Source organism: Bradyrhizobium diazoefficiens, from assembly GCF_016616885.1.
Classification (GTDB): Bacteria; Pseudomonadota; Alphaproteobacteria; order Rhizobiales; family Xanthobacteraceae; genus Bradyrhizobium; species Bradyrhizobium diazoefficiens_F.
Genome location: NZ_CP067102.1, coordinates 6,763,419 through 6,786,448, shown reverse-complemented (window position 1 = coordinate 6,786,448; position 23,030 = coordinate 6,763,419). Strand labels below are relative to the sequence as shown.

At 65.0% G+C, this 23,030-nt stretch carries 19 protein-coding genes; 7 read left to right on the top strand and 12 right to left on the bottom strand.

What is annotated here, in order from left to right:
* The first annotated feature begins 120 nt into the window (after nucleotides 1-120).
* Nucleotides 121-1,800 carry a mucoidy inhibitor MuiA family protein gene (locus tag JJC00_RS31570; RefSeq protein WP_200469696.1) on the top strand — a complete coding sequence of 560 codons (1,680 nt, stop codon included), beginning with the start codon at nucleotides 121-123 and terminating at the stop codon, nucleotides 1,798-1,800.
* 159 nt (nucleotides 1,801-1,959) lie between these two features.
* On the opposite strand, the gene JJC00_RS31565 is transcribed toward JJC00_RS31570, so the two are convergent.
* From JJC00_RS31565 to JJC00_RS31545, 5 genes are all read right to left on the bottom strand, one after another.
* Nucleotides 1,960-3,315, bottom strand: coding sequence for an esterase-like activity of phytase family protein (locus tag JJC00_RS31565; protein ID WP_200469695.1), 1,356 nt, complete (start codon nucleotides 3,313-3,315; stop codon nucleotides 1,960-1,962).
* A gap of 84 nt (nucleotides 3,316-3,399) precedes the next feature.
* On the bottom strand, nucleotides 3,400-4,242 hold the full coding sequence (locus tag JJC00_RS31560) for a carbohydrate ABC transporter permease (protein ID WP_246774304.1): 843 nt from the start codon (nucleotides 4,240-4,242) through the stop codon (nucleotides 3,400-3,402).
* 49 nt (nucleotides 4,243-4,291) lie between these two features.
* Nucleotides 4,292-5,248: a carbohydrate ABC transporter permease gene (locus JJC00_RS31555; protein WP_200469693.1), complete on the bottom strand. Its 957-nt coding sequence runs from the start codon at nucleotides 5,246-5,248 to the stop codon at nucleotides 4,292-4,294.
* A 132-nt stretch (nucleotides 5,249-5,380) separates the two neighbouring features.
* Nucleotides 5,381-6,724 carry an ABC transporter substrate-binding protein gene (locus JJC00_RS31550; RefSeq protein ID WP_200469692.1) on the bottom strand — a complete coding sequence of 448 codons (1,344 nt, stop codon included), beginning with the start codon at nucleotides 6,722-6,724 and terminating at the stop codon, nucleotides 5,381-5,383.
* Between the two features lie 99 nt (nucleotides 6,725-6,823).
* Nucleotides 6,824-7,867 carry a C-terminal binding protein gene (locus JJC00_RS31545; protein ID WP_200469691.1) on the bottom strand — a complete coding sequence of 348 codons (1,044 nt, stop codon included), beginning with the start codon at nucleotides 7,865-7,867 and terminating at the stop codon, nucleotides 6,824-6,826.
* A gap of 262 nt (nucleotides 7,868-8,129) precedes the next feature.
* Between JJC00_RS31545 and JJC00_RS31540 the strand changes: the two genes are divergently transcribed.
* Nucleotides 8,130-9,815, top strand: a complete 1,686-nt coding sequence (locus JJC00_RS31540) for a methyl-accepting chemotaxis protein (RefSeq protein ID WP_200469690.1) — start codon at nucleotides 8,130-8,132, stop codon at nucleotides 9,813-9,815.
* A 196-nt stretch (nucleotides 9,816-10,011) separates the two neighbouring features.
* On the opposite strand, the gene JJC00_RS31535 is transcribed toward JJC00_RS31540, so the two are convergent.
* Together JJC00_RS31535 and JJC00_RS31530 are read right to left on the bottom strand one after the other, a co-directional pair.
* Nucleotides 10,012-10,989 (bottom strand): Bug family tripartite tricarboxylate transporter substrate binding protein, encoded by a 978-nt coding sequence (locus JJC00_RS31535; RefSeq protein ID WP_200469689.1) that lies wholly within the window; start codon nucleotides 10,987-10,989, stop codon nucleotides 10,012-10,014.
* Nucleotides 10,990-11,087: 98 nt separating this feature from the next.
* A complete protein-coding gene (locus JJC00_RS31530; protein WP_200469688.1) occupies nucleotides 11,088-12,023 on the bottom strand; it encodes a DMT family transporter in 936 nt (311 codons plus the stop codon).
* Nucleotides 12,024-12,128: 105 nt separating this feature from the next.
* Between JJC00_RS31530 and JJC00_RS31525 the strand changes: the two genes are divergently transcribed.
* On the top strand, nucleotides 12,129-12,518 hold the full coding sequence (locus JJC00_RS31525; protein WP_200469687.1) for a DUF1330 domain-containing protein: 390 nt from the start codon (nucleotides 12,129-12,131) through the stop codon (nucleotides 12,516-12,518).
* Between the two features lie 173 nt (nucleotides 12,519-12,691).
* A complete protein-coding gene (locus JJC00_RS31520) occupies nucleotides 12,692-15,928 on the top strand; it encodes an AAA family ATPase (protein ID WP_349643520.1) in 3,237 nt (1,078 codons plus the stop codon).
* 83 nt (nucleotides 15,929-16,011) lie between these two features.
* Here the strand turns inward: JJC00_RS31520 and JJC00_RS31515 are convergent, their stop codons facing one another.
* The 3 genes from JJC00_RS31515 to JJC00_RS31505 all read right to left on the bottom strand — a co-directional run bounded on the left by JJC00_RS31515 (nucleotide 16,012) and on the right by JJC00_RS31505 (nucleotide 18,289).
* A complete protein-coding gene (locus JJC00_RS31515; RefSeq protein ID WP_246773986.1) occupies nucleotides 16,012-16,686 on the bottom strand; it encodes a class I SAM-dependent methyltransferase in 675 nt (224 codons plus the stop codon).
* A gap of 8 nt (nucleotides 16,687-16,694) precedes the next feature.
* Nucleotides 16,695-17,210 (bottom strand): hypothetical protein, encoded by a 516-nt coding sequence (locus JJC00_RS31510; protein ID WP_200469685.1) that lies wholly within the window; start codon nucleotides 17,208-17,210, stop codon nucleotides 16,695-16,697.
* 143 nt (nucleotides 17,211-17,353) lie between these two features.
* A complete protein-coding gene (locus JJC00_RS31505; RefSeq protein WP_200469684.1) occupies nucleotides 17,354-18,289 on the bottom strand; it encodes a DMT family transporter in 936 nt (311 codons plus the stop codon).
* Between the two features lie 369 nt (nucleotides 18,290-18,658).
* On the opposite strand from JJC00_RS31505, the gene JJC00_RS31500 reads away from it, so the two are divergent.
* Nucleotides 18,659-19,951: an adenylosuccinate synthase gene (locus JJC00_RS31500; protein ID WP_200469683.1), complete on the top strand. Its 1,293-nt coding sequence runs from the start codon at nucleotides 18,659-18,661 to the stop codon at nucleotides 19,949-19,951.
* A 37-nt stretch (nucleotides 19,952-19,988) separates the two neighbouring features.
* The gene (locus JJC00_RS31495; RefSeq protein WP_200469682.1) at nucleotides 19,989-21,572 is read left to right on the top strand and encodes a hypothetical protein; all 1,584 of its coding nucleotides are present in this window, start codon (nucleotides 19,989-19,991) and stop codon (nucleotides 21,570-21,572) included.
* Nucleotides 21,573-21,650: 78 nt separating this feature from the next.
* Here JJC00_RS31495 and JJC00_RS31490 read toward each other — a convergent pair whose 3' ends face one another.
* Both JJC00_RS31490 and JJC00_RS31485 read right to left on the bottom strand, forming a co-directional pair.
* Nucleotides 21,651-22,016: a hypothetical protein gene (locus JJC00_RS31490; protein WP_246773985.1), complete on the bottom strand. Its 366-nt coding sequence runs from the start codon at nucleotides 22,014-22,016 to the stop codon at nucleotides 21,651-21,653.
* A 192-nt stretch (nucleotides 22,017-22,208) separates the two neighbouring features.
* Nucleotides 22,209-22,454, bottom strand: a complete 246-nt coding sequence (locus JJC00_RS31485; protein WP_200469681.1) for a hypothetical protein — start codon at nucleotides 22,452-22,454, stop codon at nucleotides 22,209-22,211.
* A gap of 145 nt (nucleotides 22,455-22,599) precedes the next feature.
* Between JJC00_RS31485 and JJC00_RS31480 the strand changes: the two genes are divergently transcribed.
* Nucleotides 22,600-23,025, top strand: a complete 426-nt coding sequence (locus tag JJC00_RS31480) for a DUF5413 family protein (protein WP_200469680.1) — start codon at nucleotides 22,600-22,602, stop codon at nucleotides 23,023-23,025.
* Nucleotides 23,026-23,030: the final 5 nt, after the last annotated feature.

Sequence of the window (23,030 nt, the reverse complement as noted above, 5' to 3'; positions counted from 1 at the left end):
CTGCGCCCAACGGAAACCCCAATCGAACCGGTTCCTTCCCTGCCGCGTCTCACTGCGATGGCGTGGCATGTTTTCGCGCGTCCGGCTGGCGGCGCGGCGATATCGGCAGGGAGAAATTTGATGCGCACGATTGCAAGGTGTCTGGCGACGACGAGTCTGGTCCTGGTGACTACGGCGCTCGCCTCGCCCTCATGGGCCGCCGATGTGGACGCCACATCGGCCATCGACACCGTCACCGTCTATCCTGATGGCGCCATCGTCACCCGCGTGATCGCGATCGACCTCGCCTCCGGCGACAGCACGCTGGTCGCCAAGGATTTTCCGCTCTCGCTCGATCCATCCTCCCTCCGCGTCGAGGGCGAGGCGGGCGCCAGGCTCACCATCGGCACCATCGATGCGCGGCCGCCGCGCGCAGCGCCGCCGGTCAATCTGCCCGAGCTCGACAAGCGCATCGAGGCGCTCAAGGACGAGCGTGCCGACCTGCAAGGCGCGATCGATGCGGCGGCCGCCCGGCGCAAATTCGCGCAGCGCTTTGCCGATGCCTCTCCCGCCGGCCTCGGTGAGAAAGGCGAGGCGCGCCCGATCACCGAGTGGCGTGCGGCCTTCACCGCCGTGGCCGAGGAAGTCGCGGCGGCTGAGGCCGCAATCCGCGAATCCGCGCGAAAGCAGCGCGAGATCGATCGCCAGATCGCGCAACTCGAAGCCGACCGATCCGCCAAGCCGCCAAGCAAGCTGGAGGTGCGGATCGACGTGGCTTCAGCGGCGGCGACAAAGGCAACGCTGCGCGTCACTTACGCCGTGCGCAATGCGCGCTGGCTGCCGCTCTATGATGCCAGGCTCGACACCGGTGCCAAGGATCGCAAGCCGCAGCTCGAGCTGGTCCGCCGCGCCGAGGTCACGCAATCGACCGGCGAGGACTGGTCGAACGTCACGCTCGGCGTTTCCACAGTCCGCATCGCGCGCGGCGGCAGCGCGCCGGAGCTTGGCTCGCTGGTGGCGCAATATCCGCAGGTGCCGAAGCCGCGCGCGCTGGGCTCGGTCGCGGACACCACTATGCCAGCGCCGGCTCAAATGCAGCGAAAGATGCAATCACTCGCCGTGCCCACCGAGCAGGCCGATATGCCCGCACGCGCCGACGAGCAGCAGGCTGTCGCCGAGATCGGCGATTTCCAGGCGACCTTCAGGATTCCCGGCCGCGTCAGCCTCGGCGCCGCCGAGGGCGCCAAGAGTCTGCGTATCGCCTCGGTGAGCGTGCCCGCAGATCTCGCAGTACGCGCAGCGCCGGTGCTGGACCCCACCGCCTTCCTCGAAGCCAGCTTCAAGCAGACCGACGACACAACGCTGTTGCCGGGCAAGGTCGCGATCTACCGCGACGGCGTCTTTGTCGGCCGTGGCAAGCTCTCGGCTTCGGCCAAGGACGACATCGTGCGGCTCGGCTTCGGCGCCGACGACAAGGTCAAGGTCGAGCGCGCGGTGCTCAAGCGCAACGAGGGCTCGGCCGGTCTCCTGCTCACGACGTCGAAGACCGACGAGCGCGCCTTCAAGACCACCGTCCGCAACGGCCACGACTTCCCGATTCACGTCGCGATCGAGGACCAGCTCCCGGTCAGCGAGAATGACGAGATCGTCGTCGAAATGCTGCCGGCGACCACGCCGCCCACGGCAAAAGATATCCGTGACAAACGCGGCGTGCTGGAATGGTCGTTCGACGCCAAGCCCGGCGAGGTCAAGGACATCAACTTCGCCTGGCGCGCCCGCTGGCCGAAGGACAAGAGCATGGTGATCGTGCCGTCGGGCTAGGGTCAGTCGCGTCACGACGGAGGTGCGCTCCCTCTCCCGCTTGCGGGAGAGGGTTGGGGTGAGGGCTCTTTCCTCTGGGGGAGTCTTCGTCGTCGAGACACCCTCTCCCCAGCCCTCCCCCGCGAGCGGGGGAGGGGGCGCACCTTCTCCGCGGAAGCCTTACTTCGCCTTCAGGAAGTCTGCGACGTCGAGCAGCATGAACTCGTCGTCGTCGGCCTTGTTGGGATCGCGGCTCGACGAGAACGGCAGATTGTTGTCGTTGCCGACGATGATATGGGTGTCGTCGACACGATCGACGTTCTCGATGGTGAAGAACGGGAACGTGTAGACGCCGTCATTGAGCGCTTTCCGCGCCTTCTTGTCGGGATCCTGGATCTTCAACAGGTCGATGTAGCCGATCTTGCGCACGGGCTTGCCGACATTGCCGTCGGTCAGCTCGATCTTGTAGATGCGCTTGAACTTGGCGACGTCAGGGAAGCAGTTGTCGCCGCGGGTGCCTGCCGGGCAAGCCTTGTCGGGCGTGCCTTCGCCGTTGTCGCGCTCGATGACGAGGCCGGCGCTCGGATCGATCATGTTGAAGTCGCCGATGGCATTGCCGTTCTGCTCGAACACATACTGCCAGTAACGGCCGGTGAACTTTTCGGCGGCGACGTCGAATTCGAGGATGCGGGAAGCTTCCTTGCCGTCGACCCGCTCCCAATCCTTCTTGTCGGCATCCCACAGCGGGCCCTCGAGCAGGCCGTAGAGGAATTTGCCGTCCTTGGAGGAGGCAAAGCCCTCAAAGCCCTTGGAGCGGCGCAGATTGACGTTGGTGTAGGTCGCGCCCGGTGCGCCCGGGGTCGCCACCGCCCAATGATCGGGCGAGCGCACCGGCTTGCCGTCGGCGATGGTCTCGAACACGGCGAGGATCTTGCCTGATTTGTCGGCCTTCAGGATGTAGGGGCCGAACTCGTCGCCGATCCAGAAGGTGTCGCCGATGATCTGGAAACCTTCGGTATCGAAGTCGGCGCCGGTGAGATAGCGCTTCTCGGTGTCCTCGTGGACGATACGGAAGGGCACCTTCTTGTCGGGATCGTGCAGGAAGACGGTCGCTTCGCGCTCGATTTTGCCGCCCGCCCAATCCATCTTGTAGTGGTTCAGGTACAGCATCGAATCCATCGAGTTGGCGCGCGCGCCCATGCCGTTGTCGGTGATGACCCAGAAGGAGCCGTCGGGCATGGTCTTGATGCCGGAATGGCCCTGCAGCGGCTGGCCCCTGAACGGCAGCGAGACGCCGGTCGAACGTTCAAAGGACTTGCCCATCACGGTGCCGAGCGCGTCGACGCGCTTGCCGGTGGTATATTTGCCGGAGGTCTTGAGATCGGCCGGTGCATCGGCCGGGGCATCGATGAAGGTCGCGGCCGGCATCACCACGTGGCCGGCGAGCTTGGCCGGGAATTCGCCCTCGTTCCGCGCGAGCGCGGTGCTCGCGGTGAGAACGATCGTTGCGACGGTGCTGAGAAAAGTCGCGCGCATGTGCGTCTCCTGTTAGCGGACGACGCCTTATGCGGATCGCACATTGCAGTTTTGTGAAACCGGGCCAAACGCCGCAGGCGCCGCCTATTCCTTTACCGCGCCGGTCAGCGAGGACACGTAATAGTCCACGAACAGCGAGTAGAAGATCGCAACCGGCAGCGAGCCGAGCAGCGAGCCGGCCATCAGTGCGCCCCACTGGTAGACGTCGCCGGTGACGAGCTCGGTCAGGATCGCGACCGGCACGGTCTTGTTGGCGCCGCTCTGGATGAAGGCGAGCGCGTAGATGAACTCGTTCCACGACAGCGTGAAGGAGAAGATGCCGGCCGAGATCAGGCCGGGTACCGCGAGCGGCAGCGTGATCCGGCGCAGGATCTGCAGCCGCGTGGCGCCGTCGACCAGCGCGCATTCCTCGAGCTCGTAGGGAATCGACTTGAAATAACCGATCAGCAGCCAGGTGCAGAACGGCACCAGGAAGGTCGGATAGACCAGGATCAGCGCCAGCGGCGAATCGAACAGGCCGAACTGCACCACCACGGTCGCGAGCGGAATGAACAGGATCGACGGCGGCACGAGATAGGCCATGTAGATGCCGAGGCCGACATAGGGGCTGCCACGGAAGCGCAGCCGTTCGATGGCGTAGGCGGCGAGCGTGCTCGCGATCAGCGACAGCGTGGTTGCCCCGATCGCGACCAGCATCGTCGTCCACAGCCAGCGCGGATAGGCGGTGTCGAACAGCAGGTGCTTGATGTGCGCCAGCGTTGGCGAGGTGATCCAGAACGGATTGTGCTCCCGGTAATTCATCAGCTCCGCGTTCGGCTTGAACGACGTGATCGCCATCCAGTAGAACGGAAACAGCAGGATCAGCACGAAGCAGCCGAGCGGCAGATAGATCATCATCAGCCGCCGCAGCCCGGAATCCCAGGCCATGGTGTCGGGCGCGGCTTTGGCGTTGGCGACCGCGGAGGTTTGCGCGACGTCAGTCATTGGCCTCTCCCTGCTGCCATTTGCGGCGCGCCAGGCCGAAATAGGAAAACAGCGTCGCGAACACCAGGAACGGGATCATCGACACCGCGATCGCGGCGCCTTCACCGAGCTCGCCGCCGGCAATGCCGCGCTGGAACGCCAGCGTCGCCAGCAAATGCGTCGAGTTGCCCGGCCCGCCGCGGGTGATGGCGTAGACCAGCTGGAAGTCGGTGAAGGTGAAGATGATCGAGAAGGTCATGACGATGGCGAGGATCGGCAACATCATCGGGAAGGTGATGTAGCGGAAGCGCTGCCAGGCGCTGGCGCCGTCGAGCATCGCGGCTTCGTAGAGCGAGGGCGAGATGGTCTGCAGCCCCGCCAGCAGCGAGATCGCGACGAAGGGAATGCCGCGCCAGATGTTGGCGGCGATCAAAGAGAATCGCGCCGGCCAGGGCGAGCCGAGAAAGTCGATATTGCTCGTGCGCCAATGCAGTATGTCGACCAGCAGGTAGGAGATGATCGAGAATTGCGGATCGTAGATCCACCAGAACGCCAGCGCCGACAGCACCGTCGGCACGATCCAGGGCAACAGGATGATCGCGCGCAGCAGGCTCTTGAACGGAAAATGGTTGTTGAGCAACAGCGCCAGCCAGAAGCCGAGCGCGAACTTCCCGAAGGTCGCGATGGCCGTATAGACCACGCTGTAGAACACCGCGTTCCACCACAGGGAATCGGTTAGCAGGTACTGGAAGTTCTCCAGGCCTATGAACTCGCCCTTTCGGCCGATCGTGGTGTCGGTGAAGGCGAGCCAGATGCCGAGCCCAAGCGGATAGGTCAGGAATACCGCGAGCAGCCCGATCGCGGGCGCGAGGCACATCACGACCAGGAATGGCTTGTAGTCGAACAGGCGCACCAGCCAGTTCGGTTGCCGCTGGACTAGGACGGGTGAGGAGAGGGTGGTCACGGACATCGGTTCATTTGTCCCGTCTTGAATGTCACCACACCGTCATTGCGAGGAGCGAAGCGACGAAGCAATCCAGGCTGCAGCCGCGGAGACAGACTGGATTGCTTCGCTTCGCTCGCAATGACGATCGCTCAGCCGCTACTTCTGCCGCCTGAAATACCGCTTGCAGCGTTGCTCGGCTTCCGCGGCGGCGGCCTCCGGCGTGGCCGCGCCGGTGGCAACGGACGCGAACATCTGGATCAGCACATAGTCGGCGCTGACGGCACCGGTCGCCGTCGAGATCGGGCCCGCGTATCCGTCGTAATAGGTGCTGTTCATGGTGTCCTTGAAGATCTTGACCTTGGGGTCCTGCGACCACACGGCGGCCTCGGCATAGGCCGCGAGCGGCTGCGCCCAGTAGCCGGAGTTGGCGTTGAGCCACGGCTCGTACTGGTCCTTCTCCAGCATGAATTGCAGGAAGGCCTTTGCGGCGTTGGGGTACTGGCTGTGCTTGAACACCATGGCATTCAGCGTCAGGCCCGCCATCGGCGAGACCTTGGCCACGCCCTTCGGCAGCAATTGATGCTCACTGTCGTCGGCGATTGCCTTGGTGGCCGGATCGTTCTTCAGTGAGAAATACAGCGAGACGCCGTTGGCGGTCAGCGCGATCTCCTGGGCGGCATAGGCGCGGTTGTTGCTGACGTCGTTCCACGACGTCGTGCCGGCGATGAAGGTCGGGTAGAGCTGCTTGACCCAGTTCAGCGCGGCGATCGTCTCCTTGCTGTTGATGGTGACGTTACCCGCTTCATCGAGCAGGGCGGCGTTGTGCGACCACAGCGCCCAGCTCGCAAAGCCGTTGCCGTCGCCCTTGGCGTTGCCGAGCGCGAAGCCCGCCGGCTTGCCGGCCTTTTGCAGCTTCTGGCACAGGTCGAGGATGCCGGCGTGATCTTCCGGCACCTTGTCGAAGCCGACCGATTGCAGGATCGACTTGCGGTAGATCAGCGGGCCCGCGGTCGCGCCGAACGGCAGGCCGATCCAGGTGTCGCTCTTGTTCTTCTTGCCGTAGCGCTGCGCCAGCGGCAGCCAGCCGCCATAACGCTTGCCGACATAGTCGGCGACGTCGGTCAGCTCGATCAGCTTGTCGATATAGATGTGCGGCGCATCGGAGAAGCCGATGATGATGTCGGGGCCGGCGCCGGAATTGGCGGTGACGGCGGTCTGCTGGTTGATGTCTTCCCAGCCGACGAAATCGACCTTGACCTCGACGCCGGTCTCCTTGGTGAACTTGGCCGCATTGGCGCGGAACACGTCCTCGTCGGCCTGGACAAAGCGCACCGGCCGCAGCATGCGCAAGCTTGCGCCCTTCTCGATCGGCAGTTTCGGCGCGGGGGCGTCGGCGGCCTTGATCGCGGATTGAGCGTGCGCTGCAACACCCGTGGCAGCGACCGTTGCAGCGGACAGGCCCAGCGCCAAGGCATCACGACGTGTGATGTCGTTCCTCATCAGTTCCTCCCTATGATGTCTCCCTTCCCTGCGTTGGTCGCCGGTGAAAGGCCGTTTCGTTCTTTTGCCGGTTTCTCGGCGCGCTTTGCGCCGGCCGCCTTAGCTGTTCGGGCCGCGGTCCATGCTGACGGGTTGCCAGCGGCGGAGCGCGGTGTCTTGCAGCACCGACGGGTTGACGCAGCTTACCGGCCACATGCCCTGAAGCACCAGTGACAATTCGTAGCCCACCCGGCGCTTGCGCGCCTCGTCGAACCGTGCCGAGGCCGAGGCCACATGGGCGGTCAGGGTCACGTTCTCCATGCCGAGGATGGGATTGTTGTGCGACGGCGGTTCCTTCTCCAGCACGTCGAGGGCGGCATGCGCGATCCAGCCCTCCTGCAGCGCCTTGATCAGGCTCTCCTCATCGACGGTGGCGCCGCGCCCGGTATTGATGAAGATCGAGCCCTTCTTCATCTGCCGGAAATGCTTCTCGGTCAGCATGTGATGCACTTCGGGCCGCGCGGGCGCATGCATCGAGACGAAGTCGGATTGCGACAGCACCTCGTTCAGCGTCGCCGGGATGACGCCGTGGTCCCACATCAGGGTTTCCTGGATGAAGGGATCGTAGGCCATCATGCGCAGGCCGAACGGCGCGGCGCGCTTCGCAACGGCACGCGCGACGCGGCCGAACGAGACGAAGCCGAGCGTCTGGCCCATCAGCCGCGGGACTTTTAGCAGCGCCGGCCGGCCCTCGGCCCAGCGGCCGGTGCGCACCATCTTGTCCTGCTCGACCAGCCGGCGGAAGCCGGCGAGCAGCAGCATCATGGCGTGGTCGGCGACTTCCTCGATGAAGGTGTCGGGGATGTTGGTGACGGGAATGCCGCGCGCGGTCGCCGCCTTCACATCGACGCTGTCGACGCCGACCGAGCCGAGCGTGATGACCTTGCAGCTCTCAAGTGCGTCGATGATCGACTTGGTGATCGGGATGCCCTTGGCGTAGATCGCGTCGGCATTCTTGGCGGCGGCGATGAACTCCGCCTCGTTGGCCGGGGCCTCGATGATCTCGGCATCGATCGGATCGAGCGCCTCGCGCTCGTAGGAGTAATCGCTGCCCGCGACCGTGAAGCTCGCGCCCTTCGGCGTCACCACCCTGTATTTCGGCATTTCCTGCTCCCGATTTGGTTTGTCGGTTCTTGTTGTGACCCGGCCTTCTCGATCGGGCCTTTGCGTCTTTTACGCGAAATCGGCGCAGTCACGTACAATTCCCGGTTGGTGCTGTCGTGATTATTTGCCGGTTTCCCCGGCGTTGTCCGGGCTACTACTGAGGCCCGTAAGTAACTTGCTAATGGGTCTCACACTAAAAGTTGATTCAATTTCGATCGATTTACTCGCGCGCCCGCATCCCTTTTTTCCCGGAGCCCACCCCTTGAAGTTGAGCAATCTGAAGATCGCCCCCAAGCTTGGCATCCTTGTCGGTGTTACCTTGTTCGGCCTGTGCATCTCCGGAGTCCTGGCCGGTTACCTGATGAAACGCGCCATGGTCGACGCGCGGATCGACCAGACCAAGTCGATCGTCGACCTCGGTCGCAACTATGCAGCCGCGCTGAAGAAGCGCGTCGATGCCGGCGAGCTGACGAAGGATGCGGCCATGGCCGAGCTTCGCCGTTACGGCAATGCGATGACCTATGACAACGGCTCGGGCTATCTGTTCGGCACGTCATATGACGGCATCACCCAGCTCGCGCCCGATCCGAAGCAGATCGGCGCCAATCGCATGGACGTCGTGACCAATGGCCGCAAGCTGTCGGTCGAGCTGATGGACGGCGTCAAGGCTAACGGCTCGATCCTGCTGTACTATGAATATGTGAAGCCCGGCCAGCAAACGCCGATCCGCAAGATCGGTTATGCCGTCGCCGTTCCCGGCTTCGACATGTATCTCGGCACCGGCGCCTATCTCGACGACATCGACGCCAAGATGGGCCCGGTGTTCTGGTCGCTCGGCCTTGCCATGCTCGGCATCGTCATCGTCGCCGGCAGCGTCGCCTGGATGATCGGCCGCAGCATCAGCCGTCCGCTGGCGCTACTCGGTGCCCGCATGAAGGATCTCGCCGCCGGCAAGCTCGAGGGCGACATCCCCGGCGTTGGACGCGGCGACGAGGTCGGCGCGATGGCTTCGACTGTCCAGATCTTCAAGGACAATGCGGTCCGTATCCGCGACCTCGAGAGGACCGAGGCCGAGGCCAAGGACCGCGCCGCGGCGGAACGTCGGAGTGCGATGGAGGGCATCGCCAGCGACTTCGAGCGCAGCGTCAACGGCATCGTCCGCTCGGTCTCCTCGGCCGCAACGGGCATGCAGGCCACGGCGCAGTCAATGACGGCGACCGCCAGCGACGCCAGCTCACGTGCGGCCACCGTCGGTGCGGCCTCGCAGAGAGCCTCCGGCAATGTCGGCACGGTCGCCGCCGCCGCCGAAGAGCTGTCGAGCTCGGTTGCGGAAATCTCTCGCCAGGTGACGCGTTCGACCGAAGTGGCGAGCCGCGCCGTCAGCGACGCCGAGCGTACCAACGCCACGGTGCAGGAGCTCTCGACCGGCGCCGAGAAGATCGGCGAGGTGGTCAAGCTCATTCATTCGATCGCGGCACAGACCAATCTGCTCGCGCTCAACGCCACCATCGAGGCGGCGCGTGCCGGTGAATCGGGCCGCGGCTTCGCCGTCGTCGCCTCCGAGGTCAAGGCGCTGGCCAACCAGACCGCCAAGGCCACCGAGGAAATCTCCGCTCAGGTCGCGGCGATGCAGACTTCGACCAGCGATGCGGTCGCAGCGATCGGCGGCATCACCCAGACCATCGCCGAGATGAGCGAGATCACCGCCGGCATTTCGGCCTCGATCGAGCAGCAAGGCGAGGCCACCCGCGAGATCGCCCGCAACATCCAGTCGGTCGCGGCTGGATCAAACGAGATCAACGCCAATATCGGCAGCGTCACCTCGGCCGCGGAAGCGACCGGCACCGCGGCCAGCGACGTGCTGACCAACGCCCGCGAGCTGGACAGCCAGTCCGGCGCGTTGCGCAACGCGGTCGACGGCTTCCTCGCCAAGGTCCGCGCGGCGTAAGGCTTTGCACTGAACTCGTAGGGTGGGCAAAGACGCGAAAGCGTCGTGCCCGCCTTTTTCTCTCGACTGTCATGCCCCGCGAAGGCGGGGCGTCCAGTACGCCGCGGCCTCTCGATTCAAGCACTGGCGTCTCTGGAATACTGGATCGTCCGCCCCAGTGCGCAATTGCGCACAAGGCGGACGATGACAGCAAACCCTACTGCTTCTCGATCCCGGCGTCCCGGATCAGCCGCTCCCACAGCACCAGCTGCTCGTTCACGAACGTGCCGAGCTGCTCCGGCGTGCCGGAGAAGGCGTCCATGCCGAGCGTGGCGAGCTGGGTCTTGATCTCAGGCTTCTCGACGATCTTGCGGATTTCGGCGTTGAGCCGCGTCACGATCTCCTTCGGCATGCCGGCGGGGCCGAAATAGCCCTGCCATGACGAGATGTCGAAGTCGGGTACGCCGGCCTCCTGCATCGACGGCAGGCTGGGGATCAGCGGCGTGCGGTCCTTGGTGGTGACGGCGAGCGCCCGCAGCGCGTTGCCCTGGACATGCGGCAGTCCGGTCAGGATGTCGACGAACATCATCGAGACACGGCCGCCCATGACGTCGTTGAGCGCCGGCGGCGAGCTCTTGTAGGGCACGTGCAGGAGGTCGAGCCCCGCATTGTGCGCGAAGGTCGCGCCCGAGACGATCGCCGAGGACGAGCCCGAGGCGTAGCTCAGCTTGCCCGGATTGGCCTTGCCGTAGGCGACGAGCTCGGCGACGGTCTTGGCCGGCACGTCCGGGTGGATCACCAGCATGAAGGGCAGATCGCCGGTGCGCGCGATCGGGGTAAAATCCTTCACCGGATCGTAGGTCAGGCTCTTGAGCAGATAGGGATTGGCCGAATGCGTGGTGTTGGTGGTCACCAGCAGCGTGTAGCCGTCGGGCGCCGAGCGCGCGACATAGGTCGCCGCGATCATGCCGTTGGCGCCCGCCTTGTTCTCGATGACGATGCCGACGCCGAGCGCCTGCGACAAATGCTGCGAGATCAGCCGCGTCGTGGTGTCGGTGCCGCTGCCGGCCGCAAACGGCAGCACCAGCGTGATGTTGCGGCTCGGCCAGGTATCGGCCTGCGCGGCGGATGCGGCAGCAAGACACAGCGTGGCGGCGCCGGCGGTGCGCAAAACGCGCATGAGCGATGACAGCATGTTCGGACGTTCCCTCTTTTTTCGTTGGCGGGGAACCTAGCCGGTCCACATCAAAACCGGAAGACGGCAGAGACGCGCACCGCGTCCGCAGCGCGGAATTACTTGACCGCAGCGCCCTGTCGCGAGGCGATGACGACGCCGGCGAGCACCAGCGCGTAGCCTATCAGGTGGAACGGCTGGAGCTTTTCGCCGAGCAGCAGGATCGCCATCGCAGAGCCGAACACCGGCACCAGATGGAAGAACGGCGCGGCCCGGTTCGGCCCGATCAGCGCGACGCCGCGGTTGAAGAACAGATAAGCGAGCGTCGAGGGGAAGATCAGGATGTAGCCGAGCGTCAGCAGCGTCACAGTGTCGAATTGCATGACATTGCCGGACCACACCTCCCAGACCGCCGTCGGCAGCAGCATCATGGCGCCGCAGCAGGTGGTGAAGGACAGAAACGACAGCTGATGAACCTTCGGCCGGCGCGGGATGAAGGCGGAGTAGATTCCAAACGCCACCAGCGAGGAGGCGAACATGATGTCGCCCCTGTTGAACGAGATGCTCGCCAGCGCCGCGAGATCGCCGCGCAGGATGATGATCAGCACGCCGAGCAGCGAGATCGCGATGCCGGCAAGCTGGCCTCCGGTCAGCCGCACGCCGAACAGCACCAGCGACCACAGCGCCACGAACAGCGGCCCGGCCGACTGGATCAGCAGCGCGTTCAACGCCTCGGTATATTGCAGCGCCCAGTACGAGATCGCGTTATTGAAGGCAAAGCCGACCAGCGACAGGAACAGCATCAGCGGCAGGCTCCTGCGCAACGCCGGCCAGTCGCGCTTCAGATGCGGCCAGGAGAACGGCAGCAGGATCAGGAACACGCCGAACCAGCGGATCGTGGTCACCGTCAGCGGCGGCACATGGGCGCCGACATGGCGTGCGAGCACGATATTGCCGGCCCAGAACAGCGAGCTCAGGCTGAGCAGCAGATAAGGTTGGTTGTTGAGCCAACTGACCGGATTGAAGGCCTTTGGCGCGGGTGAAGCAATCGTCATTGGCGTTGGATACGAGCTTGCGCTGGATCGCTGTCGTGACACAAGTCACGCCACCGCAATGCTACGATGCAGGCATGACCGGAGGAGGCGTCATTGGCGGTTAATATGTTGAACATTCAGGGACTCGAACGGCTCGACCGGCATGCGCCGGTGGTGATGCTGAACCTAATGCGCTTTCACGCGCGCTCGCGCGACGGTGCTGGCTCCGGCTGGGACGCGTATCTGCGCTACAGCGCAATCACCGTGCCCATGATCAAGGCGCGCGGCGGCACGCTTCTGTGGACCGGCGAGGCCAAGGCGATCGCGCTCGGGCCGCATGCCGGCAACGACTGGGATTTCGTCGCGCTGGTCTTCTATCCGTCCGTCGCGGCGTTCCTCGACATGATGACGTCGGAAGCCTACGAGCGCGAGGCCGATCCGCATCGCGTCAACGGCTGCGCCGAGCACGTGATTATTGCGACGAGGGAGGCCTACGGCAAGTTCAACGCCGGCTGACGTCGCCGCCTTGCCGCCAGGAGCCCGCATCAGAACGAGTTTTCCGACTTTTTTGGCACAGCACTGCGCGCCAAATGTGAACTAACCGGTTGCATGGGGCTGCCAAAGATGGTGCCTTTGGCGGGTGACGCGCGTGTCGGGGCATCGCCGGCCCGGCATGAGGCGTCGCGGGGATGCTTTCTCCTGGCCGATTTTGGTTTCGTTTCGGAGATCAGATGCTTTGTGAGCGTTGCGGCGGAGACAACCCGGCGACGAATCGCTTCTGTCACGGCTGCGGCTCGGCTCTGCCGATGGCGTGTCCCACCTGTGGTCGCCTCAGCCCGCCCGGCTCAGGCTTTTGCGGCGGCTGCGGCACGGCCCTGAGTGCCACGAGCAGACCAATCACGGCACCGGCGGGGCATTCCGCCAGACCGGTTCGGGGCGAGTTGAAGCAGGTGACGGTGCTGTTTGCTGATCTGGTCAGCTCGACCGAGATCGTTGCCGGGCTCACCGCCGAAGATGCCATGCAGCGCCTCAAGCCCGCGCTCGACGCGATGTGCGACTCCGTTGGCCGGTTCGAGGGAACGGTGGTGCGAACGCTCGGCGACGGAATCCTCGCCTTTTTCGGCGCGCCGCGTGCGCAAGAGGGCCACGCCCTGCTGGCCTGCGAGGCGGCGCTGGCGATCCGGGACACGTTTCGCGGGCGCGACGATGCCATGTCGGTCCGCATCGGCCTGCATTCCGGCGAGATCGTCGCGGATGCTCCGCTCGTCGACACCGTCACCGAGCACGGCGCCTACGGCCTCACCATTCATCTGGCAAGCCGCCTGCCGGCCAAGGCAGAGCCGGGCGAGATCTGCCTGACGGACGAGACCTATCGGCTGGTGCGCTCGTTCTGTGATGTCGGCCCGCTCGGCCGTCACCGCCTGCGCGGCGTGCCGGAGCCGATCGAACTTTATCTCCTGAAGAACCTCAAGCCGGCGGTCGCCAGCCAGCAATTCCGCGGCGTAGCCCTGGCGACGTTCCGCGGGCGCGAGCGGGAGATGGCTCTGCTACAGCGGACCCTGGCGGCTGTGGAGACTGGTGGCTCGCGCGTCACCGGCATCGTCGGCCCGCCCGGCACGGGCAAGAGCCGGCTGTGCTACGAGTTCGCGGAGTGGTGCCGCGCGCGTCTCATTCCGGTGTTCGAAGCCCGCGCGCAGCCCTATGGCGCGGCAACGCCGCTACAGCCGGTGCTGGAGTTCTTGCGCTCGACCTATTTCAACGTCTCGCCGGACGACGATCCCGATCTGGCGGTGAAGCAGATCGCCACGCGCCTTGCCGAACTCGGTTCGAGTTTCGAGGCGGACTTGCGGCTGGTCTGCGATTTTCTGGGTATCAGGCACGGCCAGGGCCCGCCCCCCTTGCTCGGTCCGCGCGCCCGCAACATCCGTCTGTTCGAGATCATCCGGCACATGATTCGCCAGCGCGGCGCGTTGGCGTCGGTAATCATCATCGAGGATCTGCATTGGCTCGATCTGGCGAGCGAGGAGTTTGTCGCGACGCTCGTCGACGCGGTGACCGCCACCAAGACGGTCCTGATCGTGAATTTTCGGCCGGCCTATTTCGCACCTTGGATGCGCGGCCCGCTGTACCAGCAGATCGAGCTTGCCGAGCTCTCGCCGACGGACACGGACGATCTTGTCGACGAGTTGCTCGGGCTCGGGGACGGGCTTTTCGATGTACGGCGTCGTGTTGCAGAGCGCAGCGGCGGCAACCCGTTCTTCGCGGAAGAGCTGATCCGCTCTCTGGTCGAGCATCTGGCCATCGTCGGCGAGCAGGGCGACTATCGGCGCGGTATCTCCGGCACCTCGGATATGCTGCCGCCGACCGTGCAGGCCGTGATCGGCGCACGGATCGATCGGCTGGCGCCGGACGATCGCGACCTGCTGCACACGGCGGCGATCATCGGCAAGGAGTTTCAGCTCGCCGTCCTGCAAAGCGTATCGAGCTTGCCCGCAGCCGAGCTCGAGGCGACGCTGCTCCGGCTCTGTTCCAGCGAGATGCTCCAGGCGCGCGGCGGCCAGGACGGCCACGGCTATAGCTTCCGTCATCCCCTGATCCAGGAGGTCGCCTATTCGACCCAGCTCCGTGCGCGGCGCTCGGTTCTGCACGCGCGCGTGGCGGGGGCGATCGAGCAATTCTATCCGGAGCGGCTCGACGAGTTCGCGGCACTGCTGTCGCACCATTTCGAGCAGGCCGGCGAAGTCGATGCCGCGGCCGAATATGCTGCGCGGGCCGCGCGCTGGATCGGCTCGACCAATCCGGCGGAAGCGATCCGGCATTGGCACAAGGTGCGTGCACTGAAGGCGGGACAGCAGCGCAGCGCGGCGGGTGATGCACTCAGGATCACGGCCAGCAGCCAGATCGCATGGCTCGGCTGGCGCGAAGGCATGACGTCGGAGGACGCGAGGCCCTTCATTCAGGAAGCCTTGGAATGGGCGCAGGACAGCGACGATTCCATGATCCCGCTGCTGCTGTTCGTCGAAGGACGGATTGCGGGGGCGAGCGGTGGGCAGGCCGATGCCTATGTCGACACGGTCAAGCAGGCGCTGGCGCTGACGGAATCGCGTCAACTCACCGGCCGCGCTGCGACACTCAATGCCTCGCTCAGCCAGGCTTATGGCTGGGCGGGCCTGTTGCGCGAAGCGCTCGCCGCAAGCGATGCGGCGCTCGCCGGCGTCCCCGCCATCACCGACTTCGAGCACCAGTTCCTCGGCTACAATGTCGAGCACTGGATCCTCAGCCTGCGCGGCCGGATCCTAGTTCGGCTGGGTCGTTTCGACGAGGCGCGGCTGTGCTTCGATCGCATCCTCGCTATCGATCCGACACTAATCGATCCGACCGTGCAGTTCATCGCCAATCTCGGGCATGTCGATCTCGCCTGGTGTCTCGGCGATCCCGCGATGGCCTCGATCCATGCCTGGCGTGTGGTCGAGTTGGCAACGCGCCAGGCGAGCCCGTATCTGCGCGCCTATTCGCTGGCCTGCATCGGCACGGCGCAGGGCATTGCCCGGAACTATCAGGCGGCGATCCCGTCACTGACCGAGGGCGTCGAGTTCGTGCGCGCGGCGAGTGTCGCCATGGAGATCGAGCCGGAGATGCTTGCGAGCATCGCCGACTATCAGCTCCGTTCGGGCGCCCATGCCGCAGCGATCGACAAGGCGCGGGAAGCGATCGCGGTCGCCCAGGAGCGCCACGCCCGCTTGCCGGAATGCCGGGCGACGATCACGCTTGCCGCTGCGCATGCAGCGGCAAGCAATGATCTGCATGGATACGGTGAGGTGGCTCGCCTCGTCGACCGTGCTGAGACTCTGATCGAGCTGACCGGAGCGGGGATCTATCGGCGCCTGCTGGAGGAAGCGCGACGGCGACTGTCGGTCGGCGCCTGAGGGTTAGAGCACGATCCGGAAAAGTGCGAACGGTTTTCCGCACAGATTAGGTGCGATGACGATTCATCCTGATTTCGTCGCGTCTAGACCTTCCGCACGATGAGCGTGAATTCCATCAATCCATAGCCGTCATGCACTTCGGCTGCGGCATTGAACTGGCTGGCGCAGTAGCCTGACCAGAATGCGGCCTCGGTGGTGTAGAGGCCGTGGCGGCCCGTCGCACCTGCGGGCAGCTTCATGAAATTGACGGCGAAGCCACGCTTGGTGCTGCGATGGAGGTCGTGGAGGCTCGCCGCGATGAAGCGCTCCCAGTCGTGGTGCGGTTGACCCTGCGCAACATTGAATATGCCGCTGGCGACTGCATAGTCGGCTATCCGGGGACTGGTATGGCCAAGGGCGAAAGCCGTGTTGCCGCGGTCCCGCCACAGCCGCCGCGCCCGCCGGACCATCGCACCCGAGACATCGATGCCGAGATAGTCGACGGCGCAGTGGCCATGCCGGCGGTCAAGATAGGCGATCAGCGCGCCGTAGCCGCAGCCGAAATCGTTCAGCGAGAAGGGCAATGAGAAGTCGCACAATTTCAGGAGCTGGACGAAACGCAGCTCCTGCGTGGCCTGGCAGGTCCAGTCCACGCCAGCCGGCGTCGTGCCAAAGCGCGCGATCTTTGCCGAATAATAGGCTGCGATACCGGCGTAGATCCCGCTCAGCCCTCCGTCGCCCGGAGGAGCTTGCTCCATTGCGGCGACAGCGGCACGCATCGATCCGCCTATTTCTTTGATTTCTTCTTGGCGCTGCCCTTGCCTTTGGGCGGCACGTTGGGCGCCATCGGCAGCGAGATCGTGAGGTAGGTTCGATCAATATAGCAGATCGGGTTGTCCTCGCGAACGATGACCCGCAGTCCGTCGGGACCGCGAGAATCATGGGCCTTCATGAAGCAGGGCAGCGGCGACTTGCGCGCAAAATTCTTGATCATGGCATTCACGATGCGCTGATCGCCGTTTTCTCCGTCCTGGTCCGACGGCACTTTGGCGAGCCAGGTCAGCAGGCTGAACCAGCGGTTCTTCGCGCGATTGTTGTGCAGGCCGCCCAGTCCAAGCAGCTTGGCGCTTTCGACGAATGCCCGCCCTGGCTGGAAGATATCGAATTCGTCCTGCAGGGCCTTGATCTCGGATGTGCCCCCGGCCTCGAGCTCGTGATCTCTTTGCTCCGGACCAAACCTCAAATTGAATAGATCAAACAGTGGACCGATATAGATATCGTCCTCGGCCATCAACGCGCCCATGCGCCTCTCCCTGACAATCAAAGGTTGGGGAATTGGATCGGAAGCAATACGTCTATTGAACCTTGATCCCGGACAAATTGCAAGGAACCCGAACGGCCACCTGATTGCAACACCGCTGCGGAAGAGGTGACGCTTTCTGCTGCTCAGCCCGTCGTCTGCTTCCTTGACGCCACGAACACGCCCGACAGCACCAAGGCGAAGCCGATGAAGTGGAAGGCCTGCGGGTGCTCGCCGAGGAACGCCATCGCCATGATCGAGCCGAACACTGGCACGACGTGGAAGAACGGCGCGGCGCGGTTGGCGCCGATCAGCCTGACGCCGCGGTTGAAGCAGAGATAGGCAAGCGTCGATGGAAACACCGCGACATAGAACAAGGTGAGCAGGTTCGGCCCGTCGAGCTTCATGACGGGGCGCGCCGACAATTCCCAGATCTCCAGCGGAATGAGGCAGGCCGCACCCGCGCCGAAGGTGAAGGCGAGGAACGACAGGCCGTGGATCGGCGGCCGCTTCAAGGTCAGCACCGAATAGAGCGCGAAGATGATCAGCGCGACGATGAAGATCAGGTCGCCCTTGTTGAAGGCGATGTTCGACAGCGTGGTGATATCGCCATGCAGCAGGATGATGAGCACGCCGCACATCGAGAGAGCCACGCCGAAGGCCTGCGCCGCGGTGAGGCGGATGCCGAGGATGACCAGCGACCACAGCGCCACGATCAGGGGCGCAGCCGACTGCAGCAGCAGGGTGTTGAGCGCCTGGGTATGCTCCAGCGCCCAATATTGCAGGGTGTTGAAGGCGCCGATGCCGGTGATCGACAGCACGATCATCAGGCCGAGTTTCCCGCGGATCGCGGGCCAGTCCTGGGCGAGATGCTTCCAGGCGAACGGCAGCACCAGCAGGAAGGCGAAGGTCCAGCGCAGGAAGGACAGCGTCACCGGCGGGATGTGGCCGGCGGCGAGCCGCCCCACGACCGCATTGCCGGCCCAGCACAGCGCGGTGATGCTGAGCAGGAGATAAGGCTGGTTGGCAATCCAGTGCGGACCGGATGTTTCGGCGCTCGTGGTCTGGCCGGTGGCGGACATTGTGATTGTTATGGCCCCGCGTCATACGCCTGAGCCTCCCGCCCGGCTCTGTCCGGGCCGGTCGAGACCCGGCACCGTTCAAAGACACGGAAATCGAGGTTGCATCAACGGGCGCGGGCGCATCGCGACCATGCGGTGGCTGATGCTTCGCCTAGCGCTTTGGTCGAGGTCGGCGCATCGCCTTGGAAGATTTCCGGATTTTCGGGGGATATCAAAGGCTTGTATCGGGCCTTGGGTCCTCAAAAAGCCCCGTTCTTGCTTGCTTAGAGAGGCTGCTTCCTTTATCCGGTGGGGCTGCCTCGCGTGCGAACGGCCTTGGGCCGGGAATTGGGCTGGGCGCATCTAAAATTCTCGAAGGATTACCCGCGAATGGCCAATGTTGTCGTCGTCGGCGCCCAGTGGGGCGACGAAGGAAAGGGCAAGATCGTCGACTGGTTGTCGGAGCAGGCGGACATCGTCGCGCGCTTCCAGGGCGGTCATAACGCCGGCCATACGTTGGTCATCAATGGCGAGACCTACAAGCTCGCGCTGTTGCCCTCCGGCGTGCTGCGCCCGTCGAAACTGGCGGTGATCGGCAACGGCGTGGTGTTCGATGCGCAGGCCTTCCTCGACGAGGTGACCAAGCTGCGCGGGCAGGGCGTTGCGGTCGGCCCGGAGAATCTGCGCGTCGCGGAGAACGTCACCCTGATCCTGCCGCTGCACCGCGAGCTCGATGCGCTGCGCGAATCGTCCAATTCGGCGACGGCGATCGGCACCACGCGCCGCGGCATCGGACCGGCCTATGAGGACAAGGTCGGCCGTCGCGCGATCCGTCTGATGGACCTCGCCGATCTCGACACGCTGCCGCACAAGATCGACCGGCTGCTTGCGCACCACAACGCCTTGCGTCGCGGCCTCAACCTGCCGGAGTTCGACGGCAACGATATCCTGAAGGAGCTGAGCGCGCTGGCGCCGCAGCTGCTGCCTTATGCGGAAACCGTGTGGCGCCTGCTCGATACCGAGCGGCGTGCCGGCAAGCGCATCCTGTTCGAAGGCGCGCAGGGCGCGCTGCTCGACGTCGACCACGGCACCTATCCCTACGTGACCTCGTCCAACACCGTGGCGGCGCAGGCGGCGACCGGAACGGGTCTCGGTCCGAACGCGGTCGGCTACGTGCTCGGCATCTGCAAGGCCTATACGACCCGTGTCGGACAGGGGCCGTTCCCGACCGAGCTCCTCAACGAGATCGGCGAGGAGATCGGCCGTCGCGGCCGCGAGTTCGGGGTCAATACCGGACGCAAGCGCCGCTGCGGCTGGTTCGATGCCGTGCTGGTCCGCCAGACCGTGCGAACCTGCGGCATCACCGGCCTGGCGCTGACCAAGCTCGACATTCTCGACGGCTTCGATTCCATCGAGGTCTGCGTCGGTTACAAGCTCGACGGCAAGGAGATCGATCATTTCCCGGCCGGCGAGGGCGCGCAGGCCCGGGTCGAGCCGATCTGGGAGACCATCGAGGGCTGGAAGGAGCCGACCGCCGGCGCGCGGTCCTGGGCCGACCTGCCGGCCCAGGCCATCAAATATGTCCGCCGGATCGAGGAATTGGTGGGGTGTCCGGTCGCGCTGCTTTCCACCAGCCCCGAACGCGAGGATACTATCCTGGTGCAAAATCCGTTTGAGGCTTAACGATATCTTACCGGGACGCGCGTATAATTGAGTAGAAATGGCTGATTACTATCCGCTGATCGCCCGCGCTATTACCGCCCTGGACCCCAACGCTCCCGGCGAAAGCCGGCGCGCGCTTTATGAGCGGGCGCGCACGGCCCTGATCGCGCAGCTGCGCAGCGTACAGCCGCCGCTCTCCGAATCCGAGATCACCCGCGAACGGCTGTCGCTGGAAGAGGCCGTCCGCAAGGTCGAATCGGAAGCCGCCCAGCGTGCCCGCGAGGCCTCGCGCCCCGCTGGTGGCGCCCGTAGCGGGAGCGGCAGCGGCGATGCGTTCCGCCGGGCCAGCGCCCGTGCGGCCGACAACACCCCGCCCGCGTCGCCTCAGTCGGCCGCGCCGCCGCGGGCCCGTCCCGCGGCGCCGCCGCCGCGCAACGATCGCCCGCCGCTCGGCGGCGACGACCAGAACGAGGCTCCGCGGCCGCCGCGCGCGCCGCGTTTCGATGCGCCGCGCCAGCCGGAGCCGCCGGCCGGGCGCTTTCCGCCGCGTCGCCCGCAGGAGGGCGGACCGCCGCCGCCATTGCCGCCGGCGCCGGGCGTGCGCGGCTTCCGCGACATCACCGCCGACGTCAATGATCTCGGTGGCGCTGCCGCGCAGGCCAATCGCGCCGCGCGCCGCACCTACGCCAACGTGCCGTCGCCCTCGCCGGAATTCGACCGGCTCGAGCCGAGCCTGGAAAACCGCGCCGCCGAACCCGACGCGCCCTATTCCTATGACGAGTCGATGGAGGAGGCCGAGCGCTACGCGCCGCAGCCGTCGTCGTCGCGTCCGCGCATTGCGCCCGACCGCGGCGTCAAGAAGCCCAGGCGCGCCGGCTCCATCTTCCCGTTCAAGAGCGCGATCGCCATCGGCATCGTGCTGATCCTGGTTGGCGCCGGCATCCTCTGGGGCAAACAGCTGGTCCAGACCGCGACCAGTTTGTTCAAGTCCTCACCCACCCAGGTGGTGGAGGCGCCGAAGGATGCCTCGCAGCCGCAGAGCAAGCCGAAGATTCCGGATCGCGTCGGCCAGCCTTCGGCCAGCGACCAGCCGGTCGCGCCGGTGGCGCAGAAGGTCGTGCTCTATGACGAGGATCCGTCCGACCCAAAGGGCAAGCAATATGTCGGCTCAGTGGTGTGGCGGCTCGAGCCGATCAAGGCGTCGGGCAACCAGAAGGCCGACATCGCCGTGCGCGCCGACATCGAGATCCCCGACCGCAAGTTCAAGATGACGATGTCGTTCCGCCGCAACACCGACTCGTCGCTGCCGGCGAGCCACACGGCCGAGCTGACCTTCATCCTGCCGCCGGACTTTCCGGGCGGCAGCGTCTCCAACGTGCCGGGCATCCTGATGAAGTCGAACGAGCAGGCGCGCGGCACGCCGCTTGCGGGCCTCGCGGTCAAGGTTACCGACGGCTTCTTCCTGGTCGGCCTCTCCAATGTCGACGCCGACCGCAGCCGCAACGTCCAGCTCCTGAAGGAGCGCTCGTGGTTCGACGTGCCGCTGGTCTACGCCAACCAGCGCCGCGCCATCATCGCCATCGAGAAGGGCGCCCCCGGCGAGCGCACCTTCAACGACGCCTTCGCGCAGTGGGGCGACTAGGCGCTTCACCTCTTCCCAGCGGGGAGAGGTGAAGCAAGCCCTCTCGCTGCCCGGTCCAACCGAGATTGAGCGAGCAGTCTACTGCGCCGCCGCTTCCCGCTTGCGGCTTGCGGCGGCGGCTGCATGCTCGCGGTCCATCACGGCGCGGCAGCCGGGGCTGACCTGCGCCTTTTTGTGCACCATGCAGGCCCTGATGCGCGGGATGTCCGGGATTTCACTGGAGCACAGCCGCATCGCGTCGCCCGCGCACATCTGCTGCGCTTCGGACGAAAAGGCGAGGCCGGGTGATGTCTGGATGACGATTGCGGTGGTGGCGAAGGCCAACAGCGAAGCGGTGGTTTTGAACAGTGAAGCGATGGTGCGTGTCATGAAGAATGCGTCCCCGAGTTCCGTGGATTGAACCACTTGGTTTTGGGGCGCCGCACACGGCTTGATGTGCCGCATGTCACAGCCTTCACGCCGGGAACTTAATCCCGCATGTGGTCGCTCGATCTCTTGATGCTCGAATCGAAAAGTGCTGCGCCGCCCGATTCGAGTATGCGCGATTGTCGCGAAGCTTCAATGGGCGACGCAAAGGAATTCGCAATTGTTGCGCGTCCGTCACGCAAAATGCGAAGTCGATCTTACCTGCCGATCTCACCTGCCGTGGCTCGCGAACACCTTGCTGCACGACTTCGACAGCTTCGCCCGATTGGCTTGCAGGCAACTTTGCACCGCATCGTCATTGCCGAGGTCCTTGCGACACAGCCGCGAGGCATCGCGTGAGCAGGCATTCTGTTCCTGCGGTGTGCCCATATGGCCTTGCGCGAAGGCAGGTGCGTTCGACAGGCCGCCGAGGGCCGTCAGCGTGATCGTCGCCAGCAACAACAGTTTACGAGACATCGGGCGGCTCCAGATCTGACCGGTGAATTTCAGCTCCAGTCTGAACCCGTCGCCTTGCCACTTGTTCCCCTAAGCAGCCCGCAACGGCGCTATCCAAGGTTCCCGGCTCGCTGCTATAAATGCCCTCGGGTTTGAGGAGTTCTTGATGAAACGCTATCTGGTGTTTGCGCTCGTTGGTCCGTTCGTGGGCGGCTTCCTGCTGCTGCTGACGACGACCTACCAGTCCGGCTATTGGACCCAGACCAGCCTCAGCGAGGTCGGCAAGCTCTTCGTCGTGTTCTTCAAGACGCTGCAATACAGCTATCTGTTCGGCTTCCTGCCGTCGCTGATGATCGGCGCGGTCGACGACATCCTGATGCATGTCAGGCGGGTCGGGCCGGTGCTGCGGATGCTGCTGGTCGGCCTGTTCGCCTTTATTCTGGCGTCGCTGACCTACGGCTCGCGCGGGTCGGATTCGGGCACGGTGCAGTTCATCCTGTACGGCCTGGTCGGCTTCGTGCCGGCGGTGCTGTCATCCTGGCTCGTGCATCACTATGTCGAGGAGCCGCGGCCTGCGGCGGCGGCGAGCTGAGCGCG